This window comes from Desulfogranum aggregans (assembly GCF_055398265.1).
Genome location: NZ_AP042447.1, coordinates 1,026,626 through 1,051,692, shown reverse-complemented (window position 1 = coordinate 1,051,692; position 25,067 = coordinate 1,026,626). Strand labels below are relative to the sequence as shown.

The following is a 25,067-nucleotide window of genomic DNA, read 5'->3' as shown; positions in this document are numbered from 1 at the left end:
GCAGGTCATTATCCTGTGGGAACCGAGGTGCACACCAGAACGGCAGGGATCGACCCTTACCATGCACTTGTTTCCCCATCACTCAAAGGGAGGAAGCGTTGATGAATGAGCAGCAGCTGAAAGAATTGGTTTTCACCTGTATCGGAAAGATAGCGCCTGAAGCAGACCTTGCTTCACTGCAGCCGGACGTCCGCTTCAGGGATCAGTTCCCATTTGACTCCGTAGATTGCATGAACCTGATGAATATGTTTGCCAAGGAACTTGACGTTACCATCCCTGAAGTGGATTACCCGCAGCTCTCCACCCTGAATGGGTGCATCCGCTATCTCCTGGGCTAGCCCGGGTTGCTCATGAGCATTTTGTCCTTTTCAGTGAAAAATTGTAATTTCATACTGATGCCATTAAAACCAATCAGCTATCGACATAACTAAAATGCTCATGAATAATTTGGGTAAGCCTAGAGCACAAGTTCTATCCGTCTGATCCCACCATCTTCAGGGTCGGGCTTTACCTGAAAGCCGAAGGCTGATGCCAGGCGCAGCATTGGTGTGTTGTCGGTGAGCACTTCACCAAACAAGCAACCTATCTTTTTTTTCCGTGCATGCTCAATGATTTTTCGCATCAGCATCGGGCCGAGCCCTGAACCGGTCATATCCTGGCGCAGAAGAATAGATATTTCGGCCGCCTCATTGTCCGGATCGGCCGCAATTCGTACCCCGCCATAGAGTTCGCCCATATTGTAGGTGTTTTGCCCTTCGAGCACCAGGGCCATTTCACGGTCATAGTCTATCTGGGTTAATCGGGCGGCTAGTTGGTGTGACAGGCTGCGCATGGGATGCAGAAAGCGCATACGTATTTCCTCTGGCGATAGAGCGGCAAAAATGCGATGAAAACCGTTTTCGTCTTCCGGCCGAACAGGACGCAACAACAGCTTTTTTCCATCAGGTAGACAAATGTTTTCCTCCAGTTCATGGGGGTAAGGCTGTATGGCCAGCCGCGCGCTGGAGCCCGCGGGCACACCACTGATTCGCAGTCGGGCATCAAGGGCAATCACCCCGTTTTCATCTGCAAGCAGCGGATTGAGATCCAGTTCCTTGATTTCTGCCACATCGGAGATCAGGTGCGATACCTTGATCAGGGTGAGAGCGAGCTCGTCAAGGTCCGCTGCCGCAGTGTTGCGGTACCCCTGCAGTAATCGGTATACCCTCGTGCAGCTCATCACTTCCCGGGCAAGGCGCATATTGAGCGGTGGAAAGCAGATGGCGGTGTCATTAATCACTTCGACCGCTGTCCCCCCATGTCCAAAAACGATGACCGGGCCAAACTGTTCATCTTCAAAGGCCCCGATGAGCAGTTCGCGGGCATGTGGTCTGTTCACCATGGGTTCAACCGTTACCCCGTGAATATCGGCCTGGGGAAATTGACTGGAAATGTGGTTCAGCATGGTTGTGGCCGCTGCTGTCACTGTTTCGCGGCTTTCAAGATTGAGCCGCACCCCTGCAACGTCCGACTTATGCTGTATGTCTGGGGAGAGTATCTTTAATGCAACCGGGCAACCAAGAATGGCAGTGAGTTCTCCTGCCCCCTCGGCAGTTGCAGCCGTATGGCTCTCAACTACCGGTATGCCGTAGGCAGTGAGCATTTTTTTTGCGTCTGTTGCACTGAGCCATTCCTCTCCTGAGGCGAGGGCCTGAGAAATGATGGTGCGTGCCGCTGTCCGATCCGGGGTAAAACGGGAGGAAATGTCGGGTACGGTTTCCATCAACATTTCCTGACTGTGGCGGTGGCGAACCATCTGCATGAAGCCTCGAACACCATCTTCCGGAGTTGAATAACAGGGGATACGGCTCCTGCGAAAGAGCTGCCTGGCCTTTTCCGCAGATCCGTTACCCAGCCAGCTTGCCAGTACAACCGGTCGCGATGCCCCGCCAGCCCTTTGCTCCACCTCTTTGATAACCGTTTGCGCGGCTTCCTCGCTGGAGGTGATCGCGGTAGGACAGTTCATGACCAATATTCCGTCAACGCCTCTGTCGGCAAGGAGTACTGCCAGGGCTTTGCCATAACGGGTGCCATCGGCATCACCAATAATATCAATGGGGTTGGTTCTCGACCAGGTGGAGGGTAGTACCTGGTCAAGCTGCTGGATGGTTGCCGGGGAAAGTTCAGCCAGACGTCCCTCTTTTTCGATGAGTTTATCTGTCGCCAGTACCCCTATGCCGCCGCCGTTGGAAAGGATCGCAAGCCGCTCACCTTTGGGCGGCTGACCCAGAGCGAGAGTTTCCACTGAGTTGAACAGGGCCTCCAGGTCCATAACCCTCAAAACACCGGTTCGTCGGAAGGCGGCGTCATATACTGCGTCTACCCCGGCCATTGCACCCGAGTGGGTTGTTGCGGCCTGGGCACTCTTTGCATAACGTCCGCTTTTGACCACGATCACCGGCTTAATGCGGGCTGCCGCTCGGGCCGCAGACATAAATTTTCTGGAGTGGGTAATGGCTTCGATATACAGCAGGATCGCTTTGGTCGTATAATCCATGCTCAGGTAATCGAGCATATCGCCAAAATCTACATCCACCATGTCGCCCAGAGAAACAAAATGGGAAAATCCGATTTCCCGTGCAGTGGCCCAGTCCAGCACCGAGGTGAGGACTGCCCCTGATTGCGCGACAAATGCGAGGTTGCCGCTGCGTGGGGTAATCTGACCAAAACTTGCATTCAGCCGGCTGCCCGGCACCATGATGCCAAGGCAATTGGGCCCCACCATGCGGAGCAGGGAGGGGCGGGCGCTCTGCTGGAGCGATTCTTTCCATAAACGGTCCCGGTTATCTGCAGAACGACCGTAGCCAGCGGTTATTATCACGGCTGCCCGGGTACCGGCTTTGCCGAGATTTTCTATCATTTTCGGCAGCAAATGGGGCGGAGTGGCCAGAACAGCGAGATCCGGAGCTGCCGGAAGGCTGTCGATTTCAGGATAGCACCGGTATCCTTCAATCTCCTCGTACTTTGGATTTACCGGAAATATTTTACCGCTAAAACCGCCGGCCAACAGGTTCCGAGCCAGCACCGCACCCACACTGTGCGGGGTTTTTCCTGCACCAATAAGGGCTATCGATGAGGGCTTGAACAGGGCATCAAGATTTCGTATCGACATTTTTTTGCCTCTGGTGGAATGCAGCTGCACCACTTGCTGCAGGGAAGATCGCCTGGGGAAAGCTGTTCCATACGCACATTACGGGCCATGCCCAACAGGCGTGCGCAACAGCCGTCGCATTATTTTTCCAGCGTTGTTTTTAGGGAGTTTCCTGACAAAAACGATAGTTCGAGGGGCAATGGCAGGCCCAAGATGTTGTCTGGCATAGCCTATTAACTCTGCCTGTAATTGATCGTTGGCATCACTGCCCTGTTCAAGGACTACCGCGGCCGCTACCCGTTCACCGAGCAGCGCATCAGGGATACCGTACACCGCTGCTTCCGCAACCGCCGGGTGCGAGACGAGTACTGCTTCCACCTCAAACGGACCGACCATATGCCCTGCCGTTTTGATGATGTCGTCAACGCGTCCCTTGAACCAAAAGTATCCGTCCAGGTCTATGGCTGCCAGGTCACCGCTCAGGTACCATTGGCCGCAAAAACATCGGTCATATCGTTTGCTGTCGTGAATATAGCCCCTGAACATCGAAGGCCAGCCTGCTTCGATTGCAAGCATGCCAACCCGGCCTGTGGACGAGATATCTTCTCCTGAATCCGATACTATGGCAGCTTTTATACCGGGAACCGGTCTTCCCATGGAACCAGGTTTAATGGGCTGGCCTGGAGTGTTGGCAACCATGATCCCACCGGTTTCGGTTTGCCACCAATTATCATGGATACTGCAGTGGAAGTGGTCTCTCCCCCATTTGACCGTTTCTGGAGCAAGTGGTTCGCCGGCACAATGCACTGCCCGCAAATAGGGAAAATTTCTGGTCTGCCAATTGGATTCATCAACCCGCTGAAGGCGGCGCAATGCGCTTGGTGAAGTGTAGAGTACTGCTACCTGTTCCGTATGAAGGATATCCAGCCATCGCCCTGCGTCAAACTCCCCCTGATCGAAAATGGTGGTTATTCCATGGAGCAGGGGAGCAATGACGGCATAGGTGGTTCCCAGTACCCAGCCAGGGTCAGCGGTGCACCAGAATCGGTCTTCCGGATGAAAATCAAGCACATATTTCCCTGTCATATAGTGGGTAAGGGCAGCCTCATGGACATGTAAGGCTCCCTTGGGCATGGCTGTGGTCCCGCTGGTGAAATGGAGCAGGGCCGGATCATCCCAGGATGTCGGTGGGATGGTCCACGAAGGTGAAGCAGATTCGAGTAATCGGGGCAACGACCATACATTGTACTGCTGATGTTGGTCTGCATCAAGAAGGAGTATATGGCGGAGTTCCGAAAGGGCACCCCTCTGGTGTTTGACTGTTCTGTTGTACAGGGCGTTGGTGGTGACAAGAACTGTGATGCTGCCCTGATGCAGTCGTTGATATACCGGCTCAGGCCCGAAGGTTGCGAAAAGCGGGCAGAAAACATTTCGATGCTTAAAGGTACCAAAACAGACTGTGTACAGCAGCGGCGATCTTCCGGCTAAGGTGCAAACAATCTCTCCAGCCGCTATCTGGAGCGTTTCAAGGACGTTGGCGAATCGGCTAGAGTCCAGGCTGAGACTGCGGTAGGTAATTTCCTCGCGCTCCCCCTTGGATCCACACCAGCAGATGGCTGGTCTTTCACCCGCACTGCCAACTGCATGGCGATCGACAGCAAGCCACGCCATGTTGCAGTTGCCAGCAGTGCTGTGTTCCAGTAACTCCGTGCGAATGTTTTCCCAGGAAAAAGTGGCGCAGGTCTGGGCATACTGCTGCAGGTTGGGGCTATTCAAGAGGCGAGAGGAATTTTTTGCATGTTGCACCGGCCAGACCTCCTAGGAAAACAACAGAATGCATAAAAAGAACGACAGATTACTGACGAAGATGCATTACCGTTTCTCACTGTATAGTACGCTCTGACCTGTACAGATGCAAGAGGCAATAGGGCAGGGAGAGTGGTCCTTTTTGCTGAAATTGATCATGCCCTACGGTATGTGCGGGTGGGCAATGGTGACAGGCAATAAATAATGAGATGTTTCCAGACAGGGGCCGGCAATGGTGGTTATCAGAGCAGAGGCAAGGGGAGGAAAGGCCTCCCCGCTTATGGACCATAGCAAAGGACGATTCGTAAGCGGGGAGATATGCAAAGAGTGCAGGGGAACGAACTGTATCTGCTCATCCCTGCGCGGGATCGACCTCCATGACCCACAGGTCAGAGTTACCCTCTCGAGCTGACTCAAACAGGAGGCGTCTTCCGTCAGGCGACCATACCGGATACATGTCCGGTCCGTTAAGGGTCAGTTCCCTGGTTGTTTTCGTGGTAAAATCATACAGCCACAAGGTTGCCCGGGAAGATTGATTCCAGGCCCAACAGACTGCTCGCTTGCCGTCCGGAGAAAAGAGGGGGCCACGGTCGCCAAGGGTATGACCTTCAGTGAGGAAGACATGGTTCAACGCTATCGCCACACCATCTTGCAGCTGGAGGTCGGAAGCGATTGCCAGGTAACTGACCCGATCATACCCGGGGCTGTCGGTGACGATTTCAGCGGTATATACAATTTTGCTGCCATCCGGACTCCATCCATTCATCTGTACCGATTCCGGTCCCTTCCAGGTGTGGGTAACCGGATTCGCCCATCCATCAGGAAAAGTCAGGAAGTTCTGGCCGGTGAGGTTGTATCCCCCGCCGGCAGGGGCGGTTTTATAGGCAAGTATCTTGCCGTCCGGACTCCAAAGGGGGTTGGAATCCATGCTGTTGTCAGTGGTGAGGCGAAATTTTTTTCCGCTATCCAGTTCCAACAACCAGAGGTCCCAGTTGTTTTGACGGTTGGCGGCCCAGGTGATGGTTTTTCCATCGGGGCTAAAAACCGGTCGGTCGAGCAGGGCGGGCGAGCGCAAGACGATGCGCCGGGTATCATTTTTAAGGTTGATAATTTTTATTAGGTTTTCATCTGCGTCCGCATCATATCCCCAGCAGACAATGCGCTCTCCACTTCGGTCCCATTCCGGCCATCCGTGGCTGGCTCTCCCTAGGGTGAGTTGTACCTGGTTGCTGCCATCTGCATCCATGAGCCACACCTGGTCACGGCCACTCCGGTTGGACACAAAAGCGATGCGATCGCCGTCGGGACTCCATTTCCCCCCGATGTCGCGTCCGCTGCTCTGGGTAATTCTCGACATAGGCAGTGCTTCCGACGCCTCCCCGCTGATGAAATTCACCGGTTCGGTGATGTGCACATTCGGTCCTGGAACCGGTGCATCGAGGCGGTGACAGGAGTAGCAGCTCGGGTTGTTGCCCAGAGGAACAATCACTCTGGTGGGCAGGGTTAAACGATGGGGAAAGCTATGGTGTACATGATCAAAAGGCGAGGCATAGCGGCTTTTGTGGATAATACCATGTTCATCTGTTTCATAAGCCTTGCCATCCGGCCCACCCATTGCTGCACCCCGGACCGATGATTCAACCACACTGGGGGCCGTATCAGAGCCGGCAGGCGTGCCGGGAGGCAGATACCTGCCAAAGACGCCAGCAATACTGGTTTCCTGTTGCAGGCCAGTGGCTGCATCCTGTTCGACCTCACTGAGAACAGTGGGCTTCAACGATTCCAAAGGTGCGAGCCTCCCCCGGGTAAAACTCTGCTCACGAACAAGAGCGAGGTAAGCCTTGTTAAGTTGCAGCGCTCTCCTGTACGAAGGGACAAGCAGGGTGGATATGTCATCATGGAGCTTGGTCAGCATCTGCGGTTGCACTGGCCCTTGGTCATTGAAAAATAAGGCATCGGCCTCGCTGTTGAGCCTGTATTCGGACGCTGAACCATTGTACATCAGGTAGTAGCTGTATTCGTAGTAGAGCGCCCCGTTTTCAAGCATGATCTTGGGCTCTTTAACCTGTTGGTACCGGTGTTGATTATGTCCAATCCAGCCGTTGTGTTCATTACGGCCAGTGAATTTTCTCGAAAAGGAATAAACGCTATCCGTAGGCGCACCCACCCCTCCGTGGCACCCTGTGCAGCTGAGCGTCTCTTCATACGTCTGGGGGCGGAGGTCACCTTCACTATTTTCAATAAACCCTTGGAGCAGCCAGCCGTTGCCATTGTATACACCTTCTTCCATAGTGCCGATGAACTGGGTCAACCGGTCAGGAAAATCATCACGTTCCTTTACCTCCGCAAGGGTGCTTTCTTCTAGGTCAGCATAGGTCTGCCAGGTCTTTTTGACCATGTAGCGCAGTTCTTTCATTCTCGGCGACAGCTGGAGGCCCTCTTTTTCTGGCTGGAGATAATGGAGTGCCTGGAGGAACTCAGTCCCCTTGGGATAGAGTCCAGCCGCCAGCCGGATTTTGCCTTGCTGTTGCTCTACGCCGGCCAGTCCAACCCAGGTCATCTGTTTACCGGCAAGGGGATTCCAGTCATAGTGGATATGTCTGGCCACGGCCAGCCGACCATCCTTGTCCAGATCCACCTGGTAGTGGGTTTCGTCCACAGGGGCAATCATAGTGTCCCTCTTACTGATCAGTGCTTCGAGGATGGCCAGGTTGATCGCGTATACCTCCATATTTTCTTTGCCGTCCCTATCCAGTCGGAAGGCTTTGGGAAGACGGATAGCCAACTCCTGAAGTCCCCCATTGGTGGGCCATGAAGCAGTCGGCAGGGGATAGGCGGAGTAAACCCGCCAACCGCTCATCTTGCCGGAGGGAGTTTGGTCAAATCCTTCATTGTTAAATCGAAAATAACAATCCGGTACATATCCATCCCATTGACCGTTGCTGTTGGCATCCCACTCCGGAGGGAGAGTGGCCAACTGGGCCCTAAGGAGCAATTGACCCTCGTCAGACCGGTAATTGTCAGTGCCTGTATAAGCGAGAATAGCAGCATCGGTGATTGCATCTGCTGCCGAACGCCAGTCCCTGAAAAGGTTGGTCCAAGGATTGCGCAGGGCCTGATCCGGAAAAGAATAGGACAACTGCAGGTCCTGATCATTGAGGTAGTTGGGTTCTGTAGACCGGGTATGACAGACATAGCAGGGGTTGTAGCGTAGCTGTTCTTTCCCCTTGGTATCGGTATAGCATTGCGGGGGAATGTAAGCGGTTTCGTTCTCCGCAGTCCATTGGGAGGCAAAAGCTGCACAGGACGCGAACAGATACAATACCCAGATTACGAGAGGGCACAGGCGAATAGCAGCAGGTGATGATAGCGACATTGGATCTCTCCGTGGAAATGACTGCTCCCCGAAGCCTCAGCAGGGCAACGGGGAGCAGGGTGGGGACAAGCGTGGCTAAATAGGTTGTTTGTATTACTGTATTGCTGGAAGTGGACCGATATAGCCGGTATATGCGGCAGCTTCGGCCGGATCTTTCAACTTATCCATGTCCGATTCAACATATGGGTGCTGGATGACACTCATCAGATAGGCATGCCCGTTGATATTGGAATAAAAGTAGGGTGAGGTGGTTTCCGAACCATAGGGCGTGGTCTGAATACGGGTAAGTGCCTGGGTGGTGGTATCATAGGCCCAGATAACATCATTCTGGTGGCCGGAACCGGTATCTTCACCAATGATAAGGATATCGGTACCAGTCATGTAGGTTACATTGTCTGGGTTGGATATGCCGTTGATATCGCATGTATTGTTGGCGTAGTCCCCATCTTTGGGATACGCGCGCATGATACCGTTCACCACACCATACATATTTTGGGCAACGTATTCACTGGCGATTGTATCATCCGGGCTGATAGTCAGGCCATACACCACACCGCACTTGTTTTTAGGCAGACGAATGTGGTTGGGACCGCCTGAGTCCTCTTTTGCATTGTCCTCCATGCCTTTGGCGATTTCGGACATGGCCACGTACAGGGTGGAGGTGGCCGGATTGAAGGTGATGCCCTCTTCTTTACGGAACTCGGTGGTGGCACCTTTCATGGCCGCATATCTCCTGGTCTCCAGGCGGGAGGCAACTTTTTCCTGACCCGGCTTGATCTGCAGGCATTCATGCCCTGTGGTTGTGTTTACTGAAGTGAAACCAGCCTCACAGCTTCCGTCTTCTTTGGGGGGAGAGACGTTGAAGATATCGGAAAAGATAATGCCTGACTCGATGGCATCCTGGATTTCCTGGTTGTTTGCATGGCCAAGATCAATCCAGTCCAGCTCTGCATAGCCACCGGATCCGTTGTGCACCTGATTCCATTTGGCGGCATACAAGGTGCCCGCAGAGAGATCTTGTGGCTTGTCGGTAACGAACATGAAAAAGCCGACATTGGTACCGTCATCCGATATATAGGTGGTTCGGTTGTCCGGCATCACATAGGCAAGCTCCACGGCCACACGGCCCATGGAAAAATGTTTGACCGGGGTTGCGGAACCATCCGCTGTTACCGTGACTTCGGTAGGATAGCCGTAGCGATAGGGCTTGAAGACCGACCGAAAGGTATCCACTGTAGTGGATTCGGCGTATGGGTCGACCCCGAAATACCTGGCCATAGGTTTGTCGTAGTCCTCAATTTCCTTCATGGATGCTGCTGATTCTGTGGCGCGGGCATCGTTGGGGTATTCCTCACTGCCCAGGTGGGTATTCCATGGAGTAACGCTGCCTGCGCAGGGTACCCAGAGGCCGCCGTAGGAGGAAAAATCGATGTTTTTGGTACTGACGGCTTTTAACTTACCGGTAACCGCATCCTGGGAAAGCTCGGTGACATACATTGCTCCCGGCCGGCTCTCAAAATGGGAAACAGCGAAAAGTTTATTGTCTATGGGCAGCAGGGAGGTAAAATCATTATCGACAGAAACATGTTCAGATCCGTCTTTGTTTTTTATGGGCTTGCCGTATTGATCAAGTAACAGGCCAAACGTACCGTTGCCGGATTTATCACCACTGCGCAGAATAACATTATAGCCAATGGGGTAGTTCTTTCCATTAACCGTGACCTTCGAACTGGCAAGTACCTGACGCTTCTCTTCATCGGTGACAGGGAAGGCGACGCCTTCAAAAGCCACTTCAGTTGAGGTGGTTTTCGTCGCCTCACCGGCAAAGGTGGACGAAGTTGCCAGCAACATAACACCAAAACATACTGCGGCTGAAATCTGTTTTTTCATGTAGCATCTCCTTGAAATCATTTCTATGTCGTCAATATGAATTTTTATGGACTTCTGTTTGCCTGTGAAGAGTGGAAAATTACCAGCCATTGATTAGCAGCTGGTTAAAATTGGTTTAAAAGAAAGTGAAGAAATGCCGGGAAATGTGATGCTGTATCGTCCATGGTGTCAAACTCTGGTGTTTTACGCATAGCGGTGTTTAGGAGAGACCAAAAATCAGTCAAGGCGATTGAAGCAATCGGCAAGCACTCACTGTTCTGCGATTTTATGCAGAAGGCGAGAGCAGTTGATGTGATGTTCGAGGAAAAAGAAACCTTGTCTTCTCCCTGACCTTCACGGTAATTTGTACTGGATTATGACCAGCGTCGTGGGCCAATGAAAGAGTCGAATCCACTTCTTCACCGGTCACCGATACAGGGAAAAAATATCCTGGCCGGAGCAAACCACCATACCCTCTTTTTTGAACTGAAACGGCATGTTGATGAATAAAGGCAGCTTATCTTTTCAACTTGTGCTGTATGCATGTTGCTGTATTTCTGTGGTTATTTTTGTCCAACTTTTTGGTTTGTTTTCTCTGCTCGATAGCATATTTCCTGCTTCGTTTATGGTGATTTTCCCTATTGCTGCGGTGCTGCTGGTATTTGCGTTCCTTCCCCGTACGTTGAATACGCTGGCCAAAGAAAGGCAGGTTACGTGGGGCCTCGTAACGACAGGAGTTCTGCTGTGTCTGGTTGCCCTGATTATTCCTGATGGCCGCTACCCGGTGAAGAGAATCCATGTGGCAGAATACATGGCCCTTTCCTGCCTGGTTCGCTATACCATGTCTTGGAGACTTGGTGGCGCGGCTCTGCTGTTCTTTTCCGTACTTGCCACTATGGTCTTTGGTATTCATGATGAATTACTTCAGGGAATACACCCACAGCGAACGTATGGACTGAGGGATATGAGTGTCAATGCCGTCGCTTCGCTTGGCGGAGGACTTATCTGGCATGGTGGAATGTTATTTGAACGGAAGGGAGACGGCCAATTGGTTGAGGGGCATATGGAGCGCTGGGGATTAGCACTTGTCTACCTGTTCTGGTTGGTTGTGAGCACCCTTGCTTTTATCATCCCCCTTGCAGGGTATAGAAACGTTGTCATTCCTTTCTGGCTGCTGCTGCCCCTTTCAGCTGCCTTAGTATTTTGGGCAGTGTATCATGTAGAGCTGGTGGGAAGGGCGCGGTATGGCTGTTTGGTTTTGAGTTGCCTGGTTTTTTCCATCTTTTGCTATCCGGTTGCGATTAATGCGGTTTCGCTATCTTTTCATTAGTCTTGCCTTGCTTCTCTTTTGCACGCTGGCGATCCAAGGGATCCTGCAGTACCAGAGGGAAAACCGTATCAGCGTTATTCTTCTGACCGTGGAGAGCCTGCGCCACGACCTGGTGAACGAGACCATAACGCCTAACCTTCTGCAGGCAGCAAAAAGCAGCCACCGATCCATTGAGCATCGCGCTGTCAGCGGCTGGACGGGCACCAATATGATTTCTTTGCTCTCCGGCCTGACCCCGTTTCAGGCTGGAGTACATACACGCGGTCAGTCGGTTGACCGCAAGCTGGTTTTACCCCTGGAGATGCTCGCCGATAAAGGCTATCTGGTGGAGGGGTTGCAGGGGTTTATGACCATGGACCTCTATCGTAACCTGGGACTCGGCATTGATAATGTGGGCACTGATCCGTATTTTTGGCTTATTCAAAGAGCTCGGGACCATACCCCCTTTTTTCTGTGGGAGCACTATCTTCATACCCACCTGCCGTATCGACCCGGCAATGGGTATGGTGTGGATCTTGAAGGAATGGTGGCTGACAGTACGGCCCTGCAGCGAATTGACACAGTCCGAACCACTACTCACATCAAATCCGGGAGTATCGATTTCCAACCTCAGGATGTAGAGGCCATCCGTGCATTGCATGCGGCAAACGTCAGGGAGTTCGACGACTGGTTCGCACGATTCTGGGAGCTGTATACCAAGAGTGGGTTACGCAAAAGGTGTCTGCTTATTGTCACTGCCGACCATGGCGATGAGCATGGTGAGCGGGGAAGTGTCGGCCACGCGTCCACTAACCTGGGAGGGCACCTCTATGAGGAAATCGTCCGGGTTCCCTTGTTCATGTGGATTCCGAAGGCATTGACTGAAAAAGAATGGCCCAACGAAATTTCGGGCTCCAACCATACCGATGTAATGGTCACGATCCTTTCGCTGTTGGGAATTGCTCCCCCTGCATACCTTGAGGGCCAAAATGTGTTGGATAACCCCAGCACCGGTACATGGTTCGGCATGACTTCAGGCGGAGGATTCAGCGAAGAGGATCCCGCCGCTATCAGTTATTTTGAATATGGGGCGATCCAGGGGGATGTGAAACTGCTGTGGCGAACTAATCAGGATGGCCGGAACGCTCTACGGCTCTATGATCTACGCGATGATCCCTTGGAGACCAATGACCTGTATCCACTGTTGCAAGAGCAGATTGCAGGGCTGGAAGCTGCCCTTGGTGCAAAAATTCAATCAGCCGTACAGCGACCGGTGCGTGAGGATGCCCGGGAAAACCTCGTCGGCAGCGGCCCGCAGTGGCTCTTCCCACCCGCCAGTGGTGCCTACAGCTATGAAGAGCTCGCCGGTCGGTTTTATCTCGAGTGGCAGGGCACAGGCGACGCTGAGTATGTTGTGCAGTACCGGGCAGGCAGCGGCGATAATGTACTTGATGGCGAACTCGAGGTTCGCGGGGCAAGAAAAGATTTTGGCAACCTCAGTAAGCGGTTTTGGCAAACCTGGGTGGTCCCGGCAAGTCCGGTGCGCGTTCGAGTCCGCAGGATTGATCGAGGTGGGTGGAGCAAGTGGCTGGAACTGGAGGCCATGCCGTGAAAAGGGTGAAGCCATTGTTCGTGTTTCTGGTGTGTCTGTTCAGCGTGGTTATCTGGTGGGTGCATGCGGTACAATCTCCCGCTTTTAACCCGGACACACGGCGAACCGAGGCCTATGTGCGCGCAATGTACGATAAGCTGGCACCGGACCTGCAAAAAGAGCGACGACTGGCCCAGGCCTACTGGCGACGTTATCCTGATGTTCGGGAAAATCAACTATGGGGTGAGGATGGAGTGCTCGGCATCAAGGGACCGGCTGATCATTATCGCAACCATGGACATCAGGAAGGCCGTATTTATGCAGAAATAGAGTGGACTTGGCCTGAAAACATGGACCGGGAAGAGGAGCTGGCAGGTGCCTACTGGAACAGGTATCCGGATGTGGCCGCCTCCCCCCTATGGGGAAGGCAGGGAACCATGGGAGTACTCGGTCCCAGGGAACATTATCAGCTTTTTGGCAGACTTGAGGGGCGTCACTGGGGAGAATGAACTGGGGTGACAACAGACTGCACAGATCACCAGTTGATCTTCACAGGGTGACCATACGGAGTAGTGTTTAACCGGTGTTTAGGGAAACGGCAACCAGCCATCCTCAAGGCGAAGGGACATGACTGATTGCCGTTCATCGCTTACAAGCGGCTGACGTCAAGCGAGCCGCCTCCTCCCTGATCCCAGGTGTAGTTGCAGTGGTATGATTTTTCGCCGGTGCGGGTACAGCTTCCGCTCAGGCCGCCGCAGGTGGAACCCGGCGGAGTTTCAGCGCGGACGTCAAATGAGTTGCCGGTTTCGTCGATACCGGTAATGCTCCCGTTGGCACTGATGATAAATCCTTGAATCTCTGATGTGCAGCCGTCACTGATCTGAAAATTGGAAATAGAGCCCTGGGTGTGGTCGCCATGGCAGGAATTATCGCTGTATGAGCCGCTGTAGGTTCCTGCAATGCCTCCGCAGGCGGATAACACCTCCTCGGTGGTTACATTTCCATCGCTGCACCCACCTGCTGCCAATAAGCAGCTTGTCGCTAATAGAGTGAAGGCTAATCTTTTCATTCTTCTCCTGTCTGGTTAATGAATCACAAAGTGGTTTTCTCCCATGTCGGTACCATTAAGCAGGATGCGGTAGGTCCAGGTACCATACATTTCGTCACCGTAGCGTGAACCAGTCAACATGCGAGAAACGTGCCCTTTTTTAGGCAAATTCAGTCGGTATGTTTTTTGTATTTTTCCAGAGCTGTCAGGAGCTATATTGTCATCCACGGTTTGTCCGCGGAGCACACCTGTGGGGTCGATCCAGTCTATCACCAGTATATTTTTCTGTATTGTCAAATCATTACATGCCACAATGCAGTATATTTCTGCTTCTGCCATAAAGCTGGTTTGCGGTTCTCCTTGAAAAGGGGTTGCATGAGTACTGCTGCTGCATTGGGCAGTGGAAGCGGTGTGGGGCAGGGTCAAAAAAATGACAGAAAGGAGAAAAATGGAGAAAATGATCCGGTGCAGAACATGCCACTGCCTCCCATGTAGCGATTTGGGCTGGGGAAGAGAACGAGCATATATCATTTTGGCTTTACCCTGAAGGTTTGTTTTTCCCTACCTTGAATCCGCAGCTGATTCGCATGTGCAGGGGAGAACGCGTAAGATATGAAAGAAGACTCGGGCTGGCGAGGGGTTAACTCAGCACATATACAAGGCCGTTGAGCAGCGACCACGCCAACACCATGCCGGTCACGACAACACAGAGCATGCTGAGCAGCATATGTACAGGCTTTTCCGGTAGACGTTCCCTGTAGCCAAGCAGCAAGCCGATTAAGGCGCCAAACGCCATTCCTCCGGCATGACCGGAGTTGTTGATCCCCGGCACCAGGAAGCCAAAAATAAATATGCCCACTGCCCAGCCGCCGATCTGACTGTATATGGCTTTACCGTATGTTCCCCCCCGACTCTTTCCATAGTAGAGTGCCGCGCCTATCAGTCCGCATACCGATGCAGAGGCCCCGATGGTGAAAGGCACGCCAAAGAGAGCGGAAACAAGGTACCCGCCAACACCGCTCAGGGTGTAGATAGCAACCATTCTGCTGGTGCCGTATTCACGAATTATCAGCGGGCCAAGCTGATGGAATGCGATCATGTTGAAAAGAATATGCATCAGGCTGCCGTGCAGATAATTGGCTGAAACCAGCGACCACCAGCGGTGGAGCTCAAACAGCGGGATCGTTCCCGAAGAGCCGAGAATAAGCAGACTTTTGTTGCTTGGGGAAAGAAAACGGAAGGGGCTGCCGGAAAAAGCTCCTGGTTGAAGATCGATAACCAGGGAAAGAATAAACATGGCAATATTGATCGCAAGAACTGTCTTCAGCAACTGCTCATTCTCGTAGGTCTTTCGGGTGAATATATTGTTTGTCCACCACGAACCCGGGTGTTTTAGCCCGCAAGTGGGGCATACCTTTGCTGAGCGGCTGATTAATTTTCTGCAATTCGGACAGAGAAAAGAGTTTCTTTTGTTTGAGGAGTGCATAGTAAGGAATTATCCGTGGGTTTATCAGTATTACCGGCAGGCTGCCGTCTCAAAGCGACGGGCCATATGGTGATTATTCATCTTTCAGGAATGGGCAGCTACTGCTTGTCCATCTTAGATGAAAAATTGAAAGAGGCCTGTAAAAAAGAGGGTCAAGAGGGAAAATTGTTCTGTTGGAACCTTTTTTGAGGGCATTCGAGGGGAAGCGGTGCGCCATAACGCGAAGACAGCATCACCGCAGATGACGTCGGCTCACAGTTGCAGATTTAATGCAGTCTTGCGGACAGCAAGGACAGCGGATACGGCTTGCCTGCTGGGGATGAGCCAGAGCGAGAGCAGAACCCGTAAACGCACATGGGCGAACAAAGTCTGCAGGATGCACCTTGCTCGCTCGAGCTTGATCGGCATGATAGGGCAGGACCGAACCATCAAACACAGATATATGTCGAAGATGCTCCCTTTGTCCGATGTTCTGGCCGATAAGTGTTTTTCCTCCACATGCGCGTGTATCAGGAAAAGCAAGTTTACGACCAGCTCCGTAAAAGCAGCAAGGGGGCTGTCCTACAGAACGCCCCCCTTGCTGTTCGACAAATCAACTTACTCCGCAGCCGATCTTTTTTTTCGGTCACGCAGTTGCAGCAGTCGTTCCCGCATGTTTTGCAGGTTTTTATGCTGCCACCAGCGCCCTCGGTCAAATACGCCGTAATCGGTACCACCCATAGCGCTGGCCAGCCGGGTCGAATTTCCGAAAAACAGCCACTGTTCCGTCCACTCGACCTCGATGGCCTCGTCAAAGGGATTATTTTGTCCGGCCAGGCCATCTTCCCAGGCCTCGGTGATCATATTCGTCGCCTGGAGGGTCATATGGTTGGTGCTGGCAATGGAGGTTTCGAGTCGGTCGAAATGGCCGTCAACCCATTGGCGGCCATGACAGCCAAGACAGACTCGAGCCATGGTCTCCTGTCGTTCAGCCATTTCCTCGGCAGTGATGAGAAATTTGCTCACCGGCTCGCCGGTGAGTTCTGTGGGCAGCTGGAGTCCGGCCTGGTTGATGATGGAGCTGGTATCAGCTTCAATCGGGTGGGGGTGAGCGTAAGGCAGCCCGAAAATGCGCCATGGCAGCCGATTATTCATCCGGTGTGACCGTTCAACCAACACCTCGCCTTCTTCGTCAACCACCAGGGAAATATGGCAGGTGGCACAGGTGGGGGCGGTAAAATCGGTGCCCACTGTCCACGGTACCGTTTCATAATTCCACTGCTTATCAATGGATTTCTGGATATTGCCATGTACGCTGACCGAGTAGACCTTATAGGCCGGAACATCCGGGCCTTTATGGCACTGTGCACAGGTGTAGGGTTTACGGGCAACCTCGATTGAATAGTGATGCCGGGCATGGCAGGGGGAACAGGATCCGACCGTGCCATCGGGATTCAGCCGTCCGACGCCGATGTTCGGCCAGTTTGTCAGGATTGGAAAATCCATTTCGCCCATGATGGTTTCCCGGGTTGCGGTTCCGGTGATCTTGACGTCGGTACCATGACAGGAGAGGCAGGAATCGGCATTGTTGGCTTCATCGCTTCCGTGGTAGGTGAAGACACCGTCACTGTATTCGTGCAGTCCGTTGGCCACATCGACCATCTTCAGGTAAAGCGGATTGTGCATGAGGTTGCCATAGGCCTGGCTCATAAGGTTATCGTCGTACTCATTGACCTCAACCGGATGGCAGGTAGCACAATCGGCAGGCGATACCACCGCATGCACTATGTAGCCGTTGTGCTCGAAGCTTCCTGGGTGTGCTTCTGCGTTCATGGTATGGCATTCGGCGCAGCCGACCACCGTTGGCATGAGGGTATCGCTTACTTTTTCTGCAGATATCCTTCTTTCCTGGGGCTGTTTGGCCATGCCCTCAGCCGGGCTTATGTGTGAGTGCCGGCTTTTTTTCCAGTCAGCCACAATTCCCGGGGTTACCAGTTCGTGGCAGCCAAGACATCCCTCGGTGTCATCACTGATTATTCCGGCCAGAAGGGGAACCGGAACGGCCGCGGTCAAGGCAATGAACAACAGTAGTGTGCGCATGTATGCCTCCTGATAGGTGATTTTTCGGTAAAAAAAGAGGTTCACCAAGATGGTTGTTACCATTTCCATGCAGATAAATCCATAGAGATCGCCTCCTTTTTTGGCAACCGATGCCCGCCCACCGGCAGATGGTAACCAGGTTCCTCTACCAACAGCGATTTTTGGGGACGCGCCTGATGAGCAGCAGAAAATGAAGTAAAAGGTGGGCGGCGCAAGAGTACGATTATGCCTAGGCTGGGGCTGCGCTATTTCAGTAGAGAGAAGTTCTTTGTTTGCTCAGCTTGGCAGCCTGGCCTGCAGGATGCACCACGCTGTAGCTCTTGACTGTTGAAGGGCATGCAATACCCTTAGCAACAGAGGAGCAGTCTGCTGATTGGTAAGCAGCCTGATTGCCCTTTGCCGAACCGAACCCTGTATCCTTGAATGCATAAGTGTCCACAGGATGCAAAGAAACAATTACTTTCATGCAGGAGGAGGGAAGATGAGATCCCTACTATCAGCAGGACGCTGGAGCCCCTACCTGGCCGGCGCCCTGGTTGGCGTCTTGGCAACCCTGACCGTGCTGGTCACCACGATGGTTCTGGAAAAACCCAAATACCTGGGAGCCTCAACCACTTTTGTACGTCTTGCCGGTCTGGCAGAACAGGCAGTAGTGCCCGAGCATACTGCTGACAATGCTTATTTCTTAAAAACCAGGATCAAGGTGGACTGGCAAATGATGGTGGTGGTTGGCATTTTTTTCGGCGCCTTGCTTTCTGCGCGTCTCGGGAAGAGCGTCAAGTACGAAACCGTCCCCCCGATCTGGAGGGAGCGTTTTGGCGATAGTGCATTTATACGCGCTGTCGGGGCGTTCGCTGGGGGGGCCATACTCCTTTTCGGTGCCCGGCTCGCCGGAGGCTGTCCAAGCGGCCATGGTCTGTCGGGGAATATGCAGCTGGCTGTCAGCGGCTTGGTCGCTCTGGTATTTTTTATTCTTTCTGGCGTAGTATCTGCCCGTTTGGTGTACAGGAAAAGGAGGTGAAGCATGGAATTGCTACTGGGGTTACTGACAGGCGTTGTGTTTGGCTTTCTTCTTCAGAAAGGCGAGGTACTGCGTTTTGAGCGGCAAGTAGGTTTTATGCTGTTTCGGGATATGACCATTATTAAGTTTATGTTTAGTGCGGTTCTCGTCGGCATGGTTGGCATCTATGCCTGCCACAGCTTGGGGTTAATCAGCTTCAGTGTCAAGGCGACCCGTATCGGAGCCATTGCCGTTGGCGGGACCCTTTTCGGCATAGGTTGGGCAATTGCCGGATTCTGCCCTGGTACCTCTGTGGGTGCCCTTGCCGAAGGCCGTCTCCATGCCTTGTGGGCGATTGTGGGTATGCTTTTCGGGGCAGCTGCGTACGCCGAAGCCTTTCCGTTTTTATCCAGGACTGTGCTAGCCTGGGGCGATTACGGCAAGTTGCGTCTCCCTGAAGTTCTTGGTCTCTCCCCCTGGGTCGTCATACTTGCCTTTATAGCTGTGGGCCTGGCTATGTTTGTTGTTTTTGAAAAAAAGGGAGTGTGAGGTTGAGGTCCGGCCGCTTTTGCCCAAAGGAGACGGCCCTTGGTCAGGCCCAGGGTGTACACGGGATGCACTCAACCGGGGTGGTGGAACCGGCTGAGTGCTGTTTCTTTTATGGGCAATCGGGGGATGGTGAGAGCTGAGCAATATTTTTTTTCCGGCCTGTTCTGGCGCAAACACGAGCACAAGCCAGCTGCCCCCTTGTCGGAAGGTGAAAAGGGCTCTCATTCCCTCCGACAAGGGAGCGGACTGAAAACGGCCCTTGTCAATGAGGCGTTTCGTAACTGTCAAGCAGGCCTTCCCGCTCAGCTGTTGCCCCTTGCTGCTCGTTTTGATACTCATTCATGATACGCGCGCAGGCATTCCAACGCAAAACAGCGTCTCTGTTTTCCTGATTGGGACCGCTCATTGCTTCGTCAAAGGCCTGCATGGCTTTTTCCAGCCATGAATACGCCATTTCCCCAGCATTGTGACCGCCAATCTTCAAGTGTGCCTTGGCTCTTCGCTCATAGATAATGCCTTTATAATACGCTTTCGCAGAGGGTTCGGTAAGTCCCTCTGCAACTTCTTTGGCTTGAGTAAAGGCAGGCGTTATTGCATTAACAAAGTTATCCGTTAAGGCGAGGAGCAGGGTTATCGCCGCCTGTTGATTTTCCGGCTCAACCTCCAGAATGTCGCGACAAATGCTTTCTGCCGCTTGAGGTTCATTCAACAACCGGTATCGCTGCGCCATTTCAAGAGCTGATGGTACTGTATCTGCCGCTATTTTTTTTAGTTCAAACATTTTGCGCTCCCAAGTTTTGTATTACAGGAAAAGGCAATCCGCAGATACAAAAATAAGCAGCTTATGAATGATTGCAATCAGAAAGGTATGGAAAAACAAGTGGAAGGGTAGACGGTTATCCCTTGGCAGATTGGACGGAAATCGCTATCACATGGGGTTCATTTTGTGACCTTCTACTGCACCTGCGAGCGTTTTGGAATGGCACAGACTAAGGCGGAAACGCTGGTGGTAATACCGCCGCAGTATCTCAAAGACGTTGCCGCCACAGCTAAAGGGGCCCCGATGGGGCGTCTTGGAGGGGCGGGGAAGGGGTGCCCGCACTCTTGTGTCAAAGGCTAAGCTGCCCTGTTTCCCTGTTGTTCCATTATACCTCACCGTGCAGGGCGCACAGCGAGGTATAATGGCACCCGCTCAGGTTGCACACTGGTTGATGATGCCGGCGACAGTACTGAACACATCCGTCAAGCGGAGTATACCGATAACTTTTTGGTTTTCAACATTTACAACGAGTAGTGACTGATGCTGTCCCATGACCAGCTGATGCATGGCCTCATCAAGGGTTGCATGTTGGCTGACATACTCCCCGGATTTGGGAGTGTGCATGATATCGCTTACATGGATGGAGGCGGATTTTTTACAGAGGTCCGTCAGTGGTTCTTGCCAAAGCTGCAGGTCCTTCAGGATGTTGGATGCCGTTTCCTTGCTTAATGCCCAGTGTTTAATTTTAGGGAATTGTGCCAGATTCTTGTAGCCCGGCTCCAGGCCGCGAATAACATCTATTTGGCTGAGTTTTCCTATAACATTTTTATCATCATCCAAAACGAGAATAGCCCTGTGCTTGTCCCTTGACTGGTCAAATTCGAGCTTTGCCTTGGACAAAGCTTGTATGGCGTCATACAATGTGGCATCCTGAGAAACTGTGGCGTATTCATCTATCGGGACAATGATATCTTTTATCTCTATTGATTGCATGTCTGCACTCCCCCTGTTCAATCAGCGAAATTAAGCGTTATTGTTGTGGGAAAATTTCTGAGAAAACGTCACGTTTTCTTTGTTAACCGCAAGTGACAGTTTCGTATATTATAGGTCAAACTACCCGGATTGTCACCGGATATCGGTATTCATCTGTTCTTCAACACTCCTATTATTCAACCGAAACAGAGCGTTTTGAATCTTACCGATTCACGCGGCAAAGACGTTGCTGTTTTGAGCTGGCTGCTTACAATGGGCTTGAGTGGTATTCGTTTCCGGGACAATAGGACCATTCTCTGGTGAGCTTTGCTCGATTTCTCAGTAGAGCTTACGTACGTGCTTTCACCCCATCAGCCAAGGAGGTACCTGTAAGGGTGCGCGGTTTCCACCTGCACTGAATCAGCATTGTCTATGAAAAAACGGGACAGCTATATAGATGTGGTCAAGGGGTTGATGATGATTTCCGTTATCAATATCCATACGGTGTACTGGTCGCTGGCCAAGTTTACGCCGGATATTGTGCGGCAGCTGGCATACTTTGTAGATATTCCCATTTTCTTCTTTCTTTCAGGCTACCTGCTCCATCTGTCAGGGTTTATCGGAACCTCAAAAAAGATCATTTTTCAATTTATCCGGCTCTATTCCCACTATGTCGCAGTGAGCCTTCTACTGCTCTTTGCGGTATACTGCTGGTTTTTCTTCACTGGCAATCGACCTGTTCCTGATGTTGGCGTAAGCCTGAGCACTATCAAAGATGTGCATCTTCAGGGCAACCTGTGGGACTACATATACGGCTACAACGGCAGCCTGTGGTATATGCGGGTCTATTTTTCAATGATCCTGTTTTTGCCCTTTATGATGGCCCATCGATTCTTTGTGCGCATGAGGATATTTTTCCTGGTTTTTATGCTCATCTTCTATTCGCTCACCATTTATCATTATCCAGACACCACCTACATTTTCTCCGATTATGGACATGTTGCTTTTTACACCATATTTTTTTTACTCGGAGCAATTTTTCAGATTGAAGAACACAACATCAAGCCAAGAGAGCTACTGCTGTCTTTCGCCATTACCTGTTTGCTTTGCGGCCTGGTCTTTCATCTTGACGGTAACGCCTTACGCTTAAGTGGATACAAATTTCCGCCTACCTATCAGTATATGGTCTACAGCCTCCCGCTGCTGCATCTCTTTGCTCTTATAAAACCTCTTTGGCGCTTCGTTGAAAATAGCTGGGTAAACGAGCTGTTGAAGCCTCTGGCGTGGTCAGGAAGACACTCGTATATTCTGTACCTTTTTCAAGGCGCAGTATGTTCACTTCCCACTTATTTTGTTATTTATTTCAATGGATTATCAAACACTGCCCTTTTTGGCGTTGTTTTTAGCTTCAATGTCAGTGTTTCCCTCCTGCTCACATGGTTGTATGTGCGGGGGTTCCATCGGATCAAAAAGCGGATTACAGTATATATTCCCTCTCGCAGGGAGCAGAACGAAAAAGCGAGCATGTCCGGTGAAAAGGAATCATGATGGTACTCTTGCATAATTACCTCCTCTCAAGGGGACCCCGGTTCACAGCTGCCAACCGCACAATATACCGCAACCGCTGCGCTCTGTCCTGTCCGCTTACTTGCCTTTTTTCGGCTTTTCCAGGTAATCAACGCCTTCTTCGTACAACTCCTTGAGCTTGACCTCTATTCTTTCGCACAGGGTCTTCAGTACTTTGATGCGGGCAAAATATTTACTGTTGGCCTCCACCAGGGTCCAGGGGGCGTGGAGTGTACTTGTCCGATCAACCATATCGGAAACCGCCAGTTCATACTCGCCCCATTTCTCCCGATTACGCCAGTCCTCCTCGGTGATCTTATATCGCTTGAAGCCCGTCTGCTCCCTGTCCTTAAATCTTCGCAACTGCTCTTCATTGGAAATGGCCAGCCAGAATTTGACCACAACGAGACGATGTCGGACAAGTTGAGCTTCAAACTCGTTGATTTCCCCGTATGCCCTCATCCAGTCGGCTTCAGCGCAGAACTGCTCCACCCGTTCCACCAGGACACGGCCATACCACGACCGATCAAAGATGGTTACCCTTCCTTTTCGGGGCAGGTGCCGCCAGAACCTCCAGAGGTAGGGTTGGGCGCGTTCTTCTTCTGTGGGGGCCGCAATGGGAATAACCTGATACATGCGTGCATCAAGCGCCCCGGTAATGCGACGTGTAGCACCTCCCTTGCCTGCCGCGTCATTGCCTTCGAAAACAATCAGTACAGAGGTGTATTTGAACTTTGGATCCCTGGTCAACAGATTGAGTTTCCTCTGGTACTTTTTCAGTTCCTCCCTGTAGTCTGCTTTGATGAGGGTCTGCGACATATCCAATGTTTTCAGCACATGCAGGTTATCAATGGGGGGCAAAAGGGGCGGTGCGAGGATTTTTTGTGGAGGGTGAGTCTTGTGGTTCAGCCGATCGCGTATAGCGCTGAGGAGAAGCTTCCCTACTGTCAGGTTGCGATAGCGTGCATCCTCTCCTTCAATGATCAACCACGGGGCTTCTGCGGTAGAGGTATGACGAATAACCTGCTCATGTACTTCACGGAATTGGTCGTACATTTTAAAATGCTTCCAATCCCTTTTGGTGACCTTCCAACGTGTGATTGGATTCTTTTCCAGGGATTTCAGACGTTTTTTCTGTTTTTCCTTGGAAAGGTGAAACCATAGTTTAATAAGCAGTGCCCCCTCATCCACCAGCATTTTTTCCAGTTTTTTTGCCCGGTCCAGGCTTTGCGCCAAATCCGCATCATCGGTTCTGCCGAAAGCCCTGTTGAGCATTGGCCAGGTGTACCACGACCCCAGGAAAAGACCGATTTTGCCTTTTGGCGGCAATGCTCTCCAGAACCGCCACATCATGGGTCGATCCAGTTCTTCGTCTGTTGGTTCGCCCATACCGTGGGTCTGAATGTGGCGAGGATCCATCCATTCGTTCAACAGGTTCACGGTGGCACTGCGACCTGCACCGTCCAAGCCTCCCACCAGAATAATCACCTGGAAATCGGCCGATTCAGTCAATTCCAACTGCACGTTGAGAAGGGCCTCCCGCAGTGCAGGGACCTCTTTTTTGTAATCTGATTTTTTTATTTTATGTCCCAATTCTGCAGATTCAAACATGTCCTTGCTCCTTGCGGTTGATGAAATTTTATTCGGTTGTTCAGGGGACATGGCAGCTAAGTCTGGTTATACTATACGCATTTTCCTTTCTTCTCGCTTGAAAGGGGCGTACTGTTTCAAGGCAATCACGACACTGTTTCAACCTATATCTGTTTGGCCACCTCTGGGCTGCTGAAAAGCTCGATGGGGTGGTGCCGCGAAAAAAACCACAGCCACCAGATACGGTTTTGAGGAGTCACCGAATCAGGTGTGCAGTGGTGGTGTCACTGTAGGGCAAGCGGAAAAAAACTGAATACGATGCTTTTCCACCGTGTTTATCTGTTCCACTGATATTTTATACTATTTCATGGAAGTCAATGAGGCGGCGATGCAAATCGATTGCCGCTTCACGCTCTTTCACCCAGGCGTCAATTTCATTGATGGAGAAAGGCTTGTGGAATATTTTTATTCCGTTTGTTGTGGCCTGATGATAGCTGGACTCATCAAGATTGCCGGACATAAGGGCCAAGTTGTTAACCTTGCACCCTTTATGAATCTGATGCTTTAGAAATGCCAAGCCCTTAATGTAGGGCATTTCCAAATCTGTCAGGATAATGTCCGCACATGAAGTGTTGAGGGGGCATGTACAAGATGCCGTGTCAATCAGTGGACAGGCCTTCGGGTGTGGAAAGGTGAAGACTTCATACTCGCGTTTATCAAAGTAATGCCATAGCAACCTTCTAACTATTCGATCATCATCAAAAATTAACGCACGATAGATCAACCTGTGCCTCCCAGGTATGGTGTTGCAGGGATTCTTACCAGTAGAATATAGGTACAATCAGCTCCTCTGCAAATTAAAGCGATGGAGGACAGGTCCTGTGTACTCTCTTGCTGACGGCATCCTTCTTCCGGACACCGGCCGGTATGTTCGTT

General features: G+C 51.8%; 19 protein-coding genes. 7 read left to right on the top strand and 12 right to left on the bottom strand.

What is annotated here, in order from left to right; all coding sequences use genetic code 11:
• Positions 1-101 precede the first annotated feature (101 nt).
• A complete protein-coding gene (locus ACZ52Z_RS04855; RefSeq protein WP_464269625.1) occupies positions 102-338 on the top strand; it encodes an acyl carrier protein in 237 nt (78 codons plus the stop codon).
• A gap of 119 nt (positions 339-457) precedes the next feature.
• Here the strand turns inward: ACZ52Z_RS04855 and ACZ52Z_RS04850 are convergent, their stop codons facing one another.
• The 4 genes from ACZ52Z_RS04850 to ACZ52Z_RS04835 all read right to left on the bottom strand — a co-directional run bounded on the left by ACZ52Z_RS04850 (position 458) and on the right by ACZ52Z_RS04835 (position 10,202).
• Positions 458-3,151, bottom strand: coding sequence for a bifunctional acetate--CoA ligase family protein/GNAT family N-acetyltransferase (locus tag ACZ52Z_RS04850; protein ID WP_464269624.1), 2,694 nt, complete (start codon positions 3,149-3,151; stop codon positions 458-460).
• 78 nt (positions 3,152-3,229) lie between these two features.
• Positions 3,230-4,936: an AMP-binding protein gene (locus ACZ52Z_RS04845; RefSeq protein ID WP_464269623.1), complete on the bottom strand. Its 1,707-nt coding sequence runs from the start codon at positions 4,934-4,936 to the stop codon at positions 3,230-3,232.
• 352 nt (positions 4,937-5,288) lie between these two features.
• Positions 5,289-8,312 (bottom strand): hypothetical protein, encoded by a 3,024-nt coding sequence (locus ACZ52Z_RS04840; protein WP_464269622.1) that lies wholly within the window; start codon positions 8,310-8,312, stop codon positions 5,289-5,291.
• A gap of 93 nt (positions 8,313-8,405) precedes the next feature.
• Positions 8,406-10,202 (bottom strand): PhoX family protein, encoded by a 1,797-nt coding sequence (locus tag ACZ52Z_RS04835; protein ID WP_464269621.1) that lies wholly within the window; start codon positions 10,200-10,202, stop codon positions 8,406-8,408.
• A gap of 538 nt (positions 10,203-10,740) precedes the next feature.
• Here ACZ52Z_RS04835 and ACZ52Z_RS04830 point away from each other — a divergent pair.
• From ACZ52Z_RS04830 to ACZ52Z_RS04820, 3 genes are read left to right on the top strand one after another with little or no spacing between them, the layout of a single operon-like run.
• Positions 10,741-11,511 carry a VanZ family protein gene (locus tag ACZ52Z_RS04830; protein WP_464269620.1) on the top strand — a complete coding sequence of 257 codons (771 nt, stop codon included), beginning with the start codon at positions 10,741-10,743 and terminating at the stop codon, positions 11,509-11,511.
• The gene (locus ACZ52Z_RS04825) at positions 11,486-13,102 is read left to right on the top strand and encodes a sulfatase-like hydrolase/transferase (RefSeq protein WP_464269619.1); all 1,617 of its coding nucleotides are present in this window, start codon (positions 11,486-11,488) and stop codon (positions 13,100-13,102) included. The genes ACZ52Z_RS04830 and ACZ52Z_RS04825 overlap by 26 nt, the downstream gene beginning before the upstream one ends.
• A complete protein-coding gene (locus ACZ52Z_RS04820) occupies positions 13,099-13,590 on the top strand; it encodes a hypothetical protein (protein ID WP_464269618.1) in 492 nt (163 codons plus the stop codon). Before ACZ52Z_RS04825 ends, ACZ52Z_RS04820 begins: the two co-directional genes overlap by 4 nt.
• Before the next feature lie 140 nt (positions 13,591-13,730).
• Here the strand turns inward: ACZ52Z_RS04820 and ACZ52Z_RS04815 are convergent, their stop codons facing one another.
• From ACZ52Z_RS04815 to ACZ52Z_RS04800, 4 genes are all read right to left on the bottom strand, one after another.
• The gene (locus ACZ52Z_RS04815) at positions 13,731-14,150 is read right to left on the bottom strand and encodes a hypothetical protein (RefSeq protein ID WP_464269617.1); all 420 of its coding nucleotides are present in this window, start codon (positions 14,148-14,150) and stop codon (positions 13,731-13,733) included.
• A 15-nt stretch (positions 14,151-14,165) separates the two neighbouring features.
• Complete coding sequence (locus ACZ52Z_RS04810) at positions 14,166-14,660, bottom strand: hypothetical protein (RefSeq protein WP_464269616.1); 495 nt, start codon at positions 14,658-14,660, stop codon at positions 14,166-14,168.
• Positions 14,661-14,769: 109 nt separating this feature from the next.
• Positions 14,770-15,459, bottom strand: a complete 690-nt coding sequence (locus ACZ52Z_RS04805; RefSeq protein WP_464269615.1) for a rhomboid family intramembrane serine protease — start codon at positions 15,457-15,459, stop codon at positions 14,770-14,772.
• A 753-nt stretch (positions 15,460-16,212) separates the two neighbouring features.
• A complete protein-coding gene (locus tag ACZ52Z_RS04800; RefSeq protein WP_464269614.1) occupies positions 16,213-17,694 on the bottom strand; it encodes a multiheme c-type cytochrome in 1,482 nt (493 codons plus the stop codon).
• A 481-nt stretch (positions 17,695-18,175) separates the two neighbouring features.
• Here ACZ52Z_RS04800 and ACZ52Z_RS04795 point away from each other — a divergent pair, with 481 nt between their 5' ends.
• Together ACZ52Z_RS04795 and ACZ52Z_RS04790 are read left to right on the top strand one after the other, a co-directional pair.
• Entirely contained in the window at positions 18,176-18,715 is a 540-nt protein-coding gene (locus ACZ52Z_RS04795; RefSeq protein WP_464269613.1) for a YeeE/YedE thiosulfate transporter family protein, read from the top strand.
• Between the two features lie 3 nt (positions 18,716-18,718).
• Positions 18,719-19,243, top strand: a complete 525-nt coding sequence (locus ACZ52Z_RS04790; protein ID WP_464269612.1) for a DUF6691 family protein — start codon at positions 18,719-18,721, stop codon at positions 19,241-19,243.
• Between the two features lie 262 nt (positions 19,244-19,505).
• Here ACZ52Z_RS04790 and ACZ52Z_RS04785 read toward each other — a convergent pair whose 3' ends face one another.
• Both ACZ52Z_RS04785 and ACZ52Z_RS04780 read right to left on the bottom strand, forming a co-directional pair.
• Positions 19,506-20,024 (bottom strand): hypothetical protein, encoded by a 519-nt coding sequence (locus ACZ52Z_RS04785; protein WP_464269611.1) that lies wholly within the window; start codon positions 20,022-20,024, stop codon positions 19,506-19,508.
• A gap of 411 nt (positions 20,025-20,435) precedes the next feature.
• Entirely contained in the window at positions 20,436-20,996 is a 561-nt protein-coding gene (locus ACZ52Z_RS04780) for a CBS domain-containing protein (RefSeq protein ID WP_464269610.1), read from the bottom strand.
• 411 nt (positions 20,997-21,407) lie between these two features.
• On the opposite strand from ACZ52Z_RS04780, the gene ACZ52Z_RS04775 reads away from it, so the two are divergent.
• Positions 21,408-22,523, top strand: coding sequence for an acyltransferase family protein (locus tag ACZ52Z_RS04775; protein WP_464269609.1), 1,116 nt, complete (start codon positions 21,408-21,410; stop codon positions 22,521-22,523).
• 96 nt (positions 22,524-22,619) lie between these two features.
• Here ACZ52Z_RS04775 and pap read toward each other — a convergent pair whose 3' ends face one another.
• A complete protein-coding gene (pap, locus tag ACZ52Z_RS04770; protein ID WP_464269608.1) occupies positions 22,620-24,152 on the bottom strand; it encodes a polyphosphate:AMP phosphotransferase in 1,533 nt (510 codons plus the stop codon).
• 334 nt (positions 24,153-24,486) lie between these two features.
• Positions 24,487-24,915 (bottom strand): response regulator, encoded by a 429-nt coding sequence (locus tag ACZ52Z_RS04765; RefSeq protein ID WP_464269607.1) that lies wholly within the window; start codon positions 24,913-24,915, stop codon positions 24,487-24,489.
• Between the last annotated feature and the right edge of the window lie 152 nt (positions 24,916-25,067).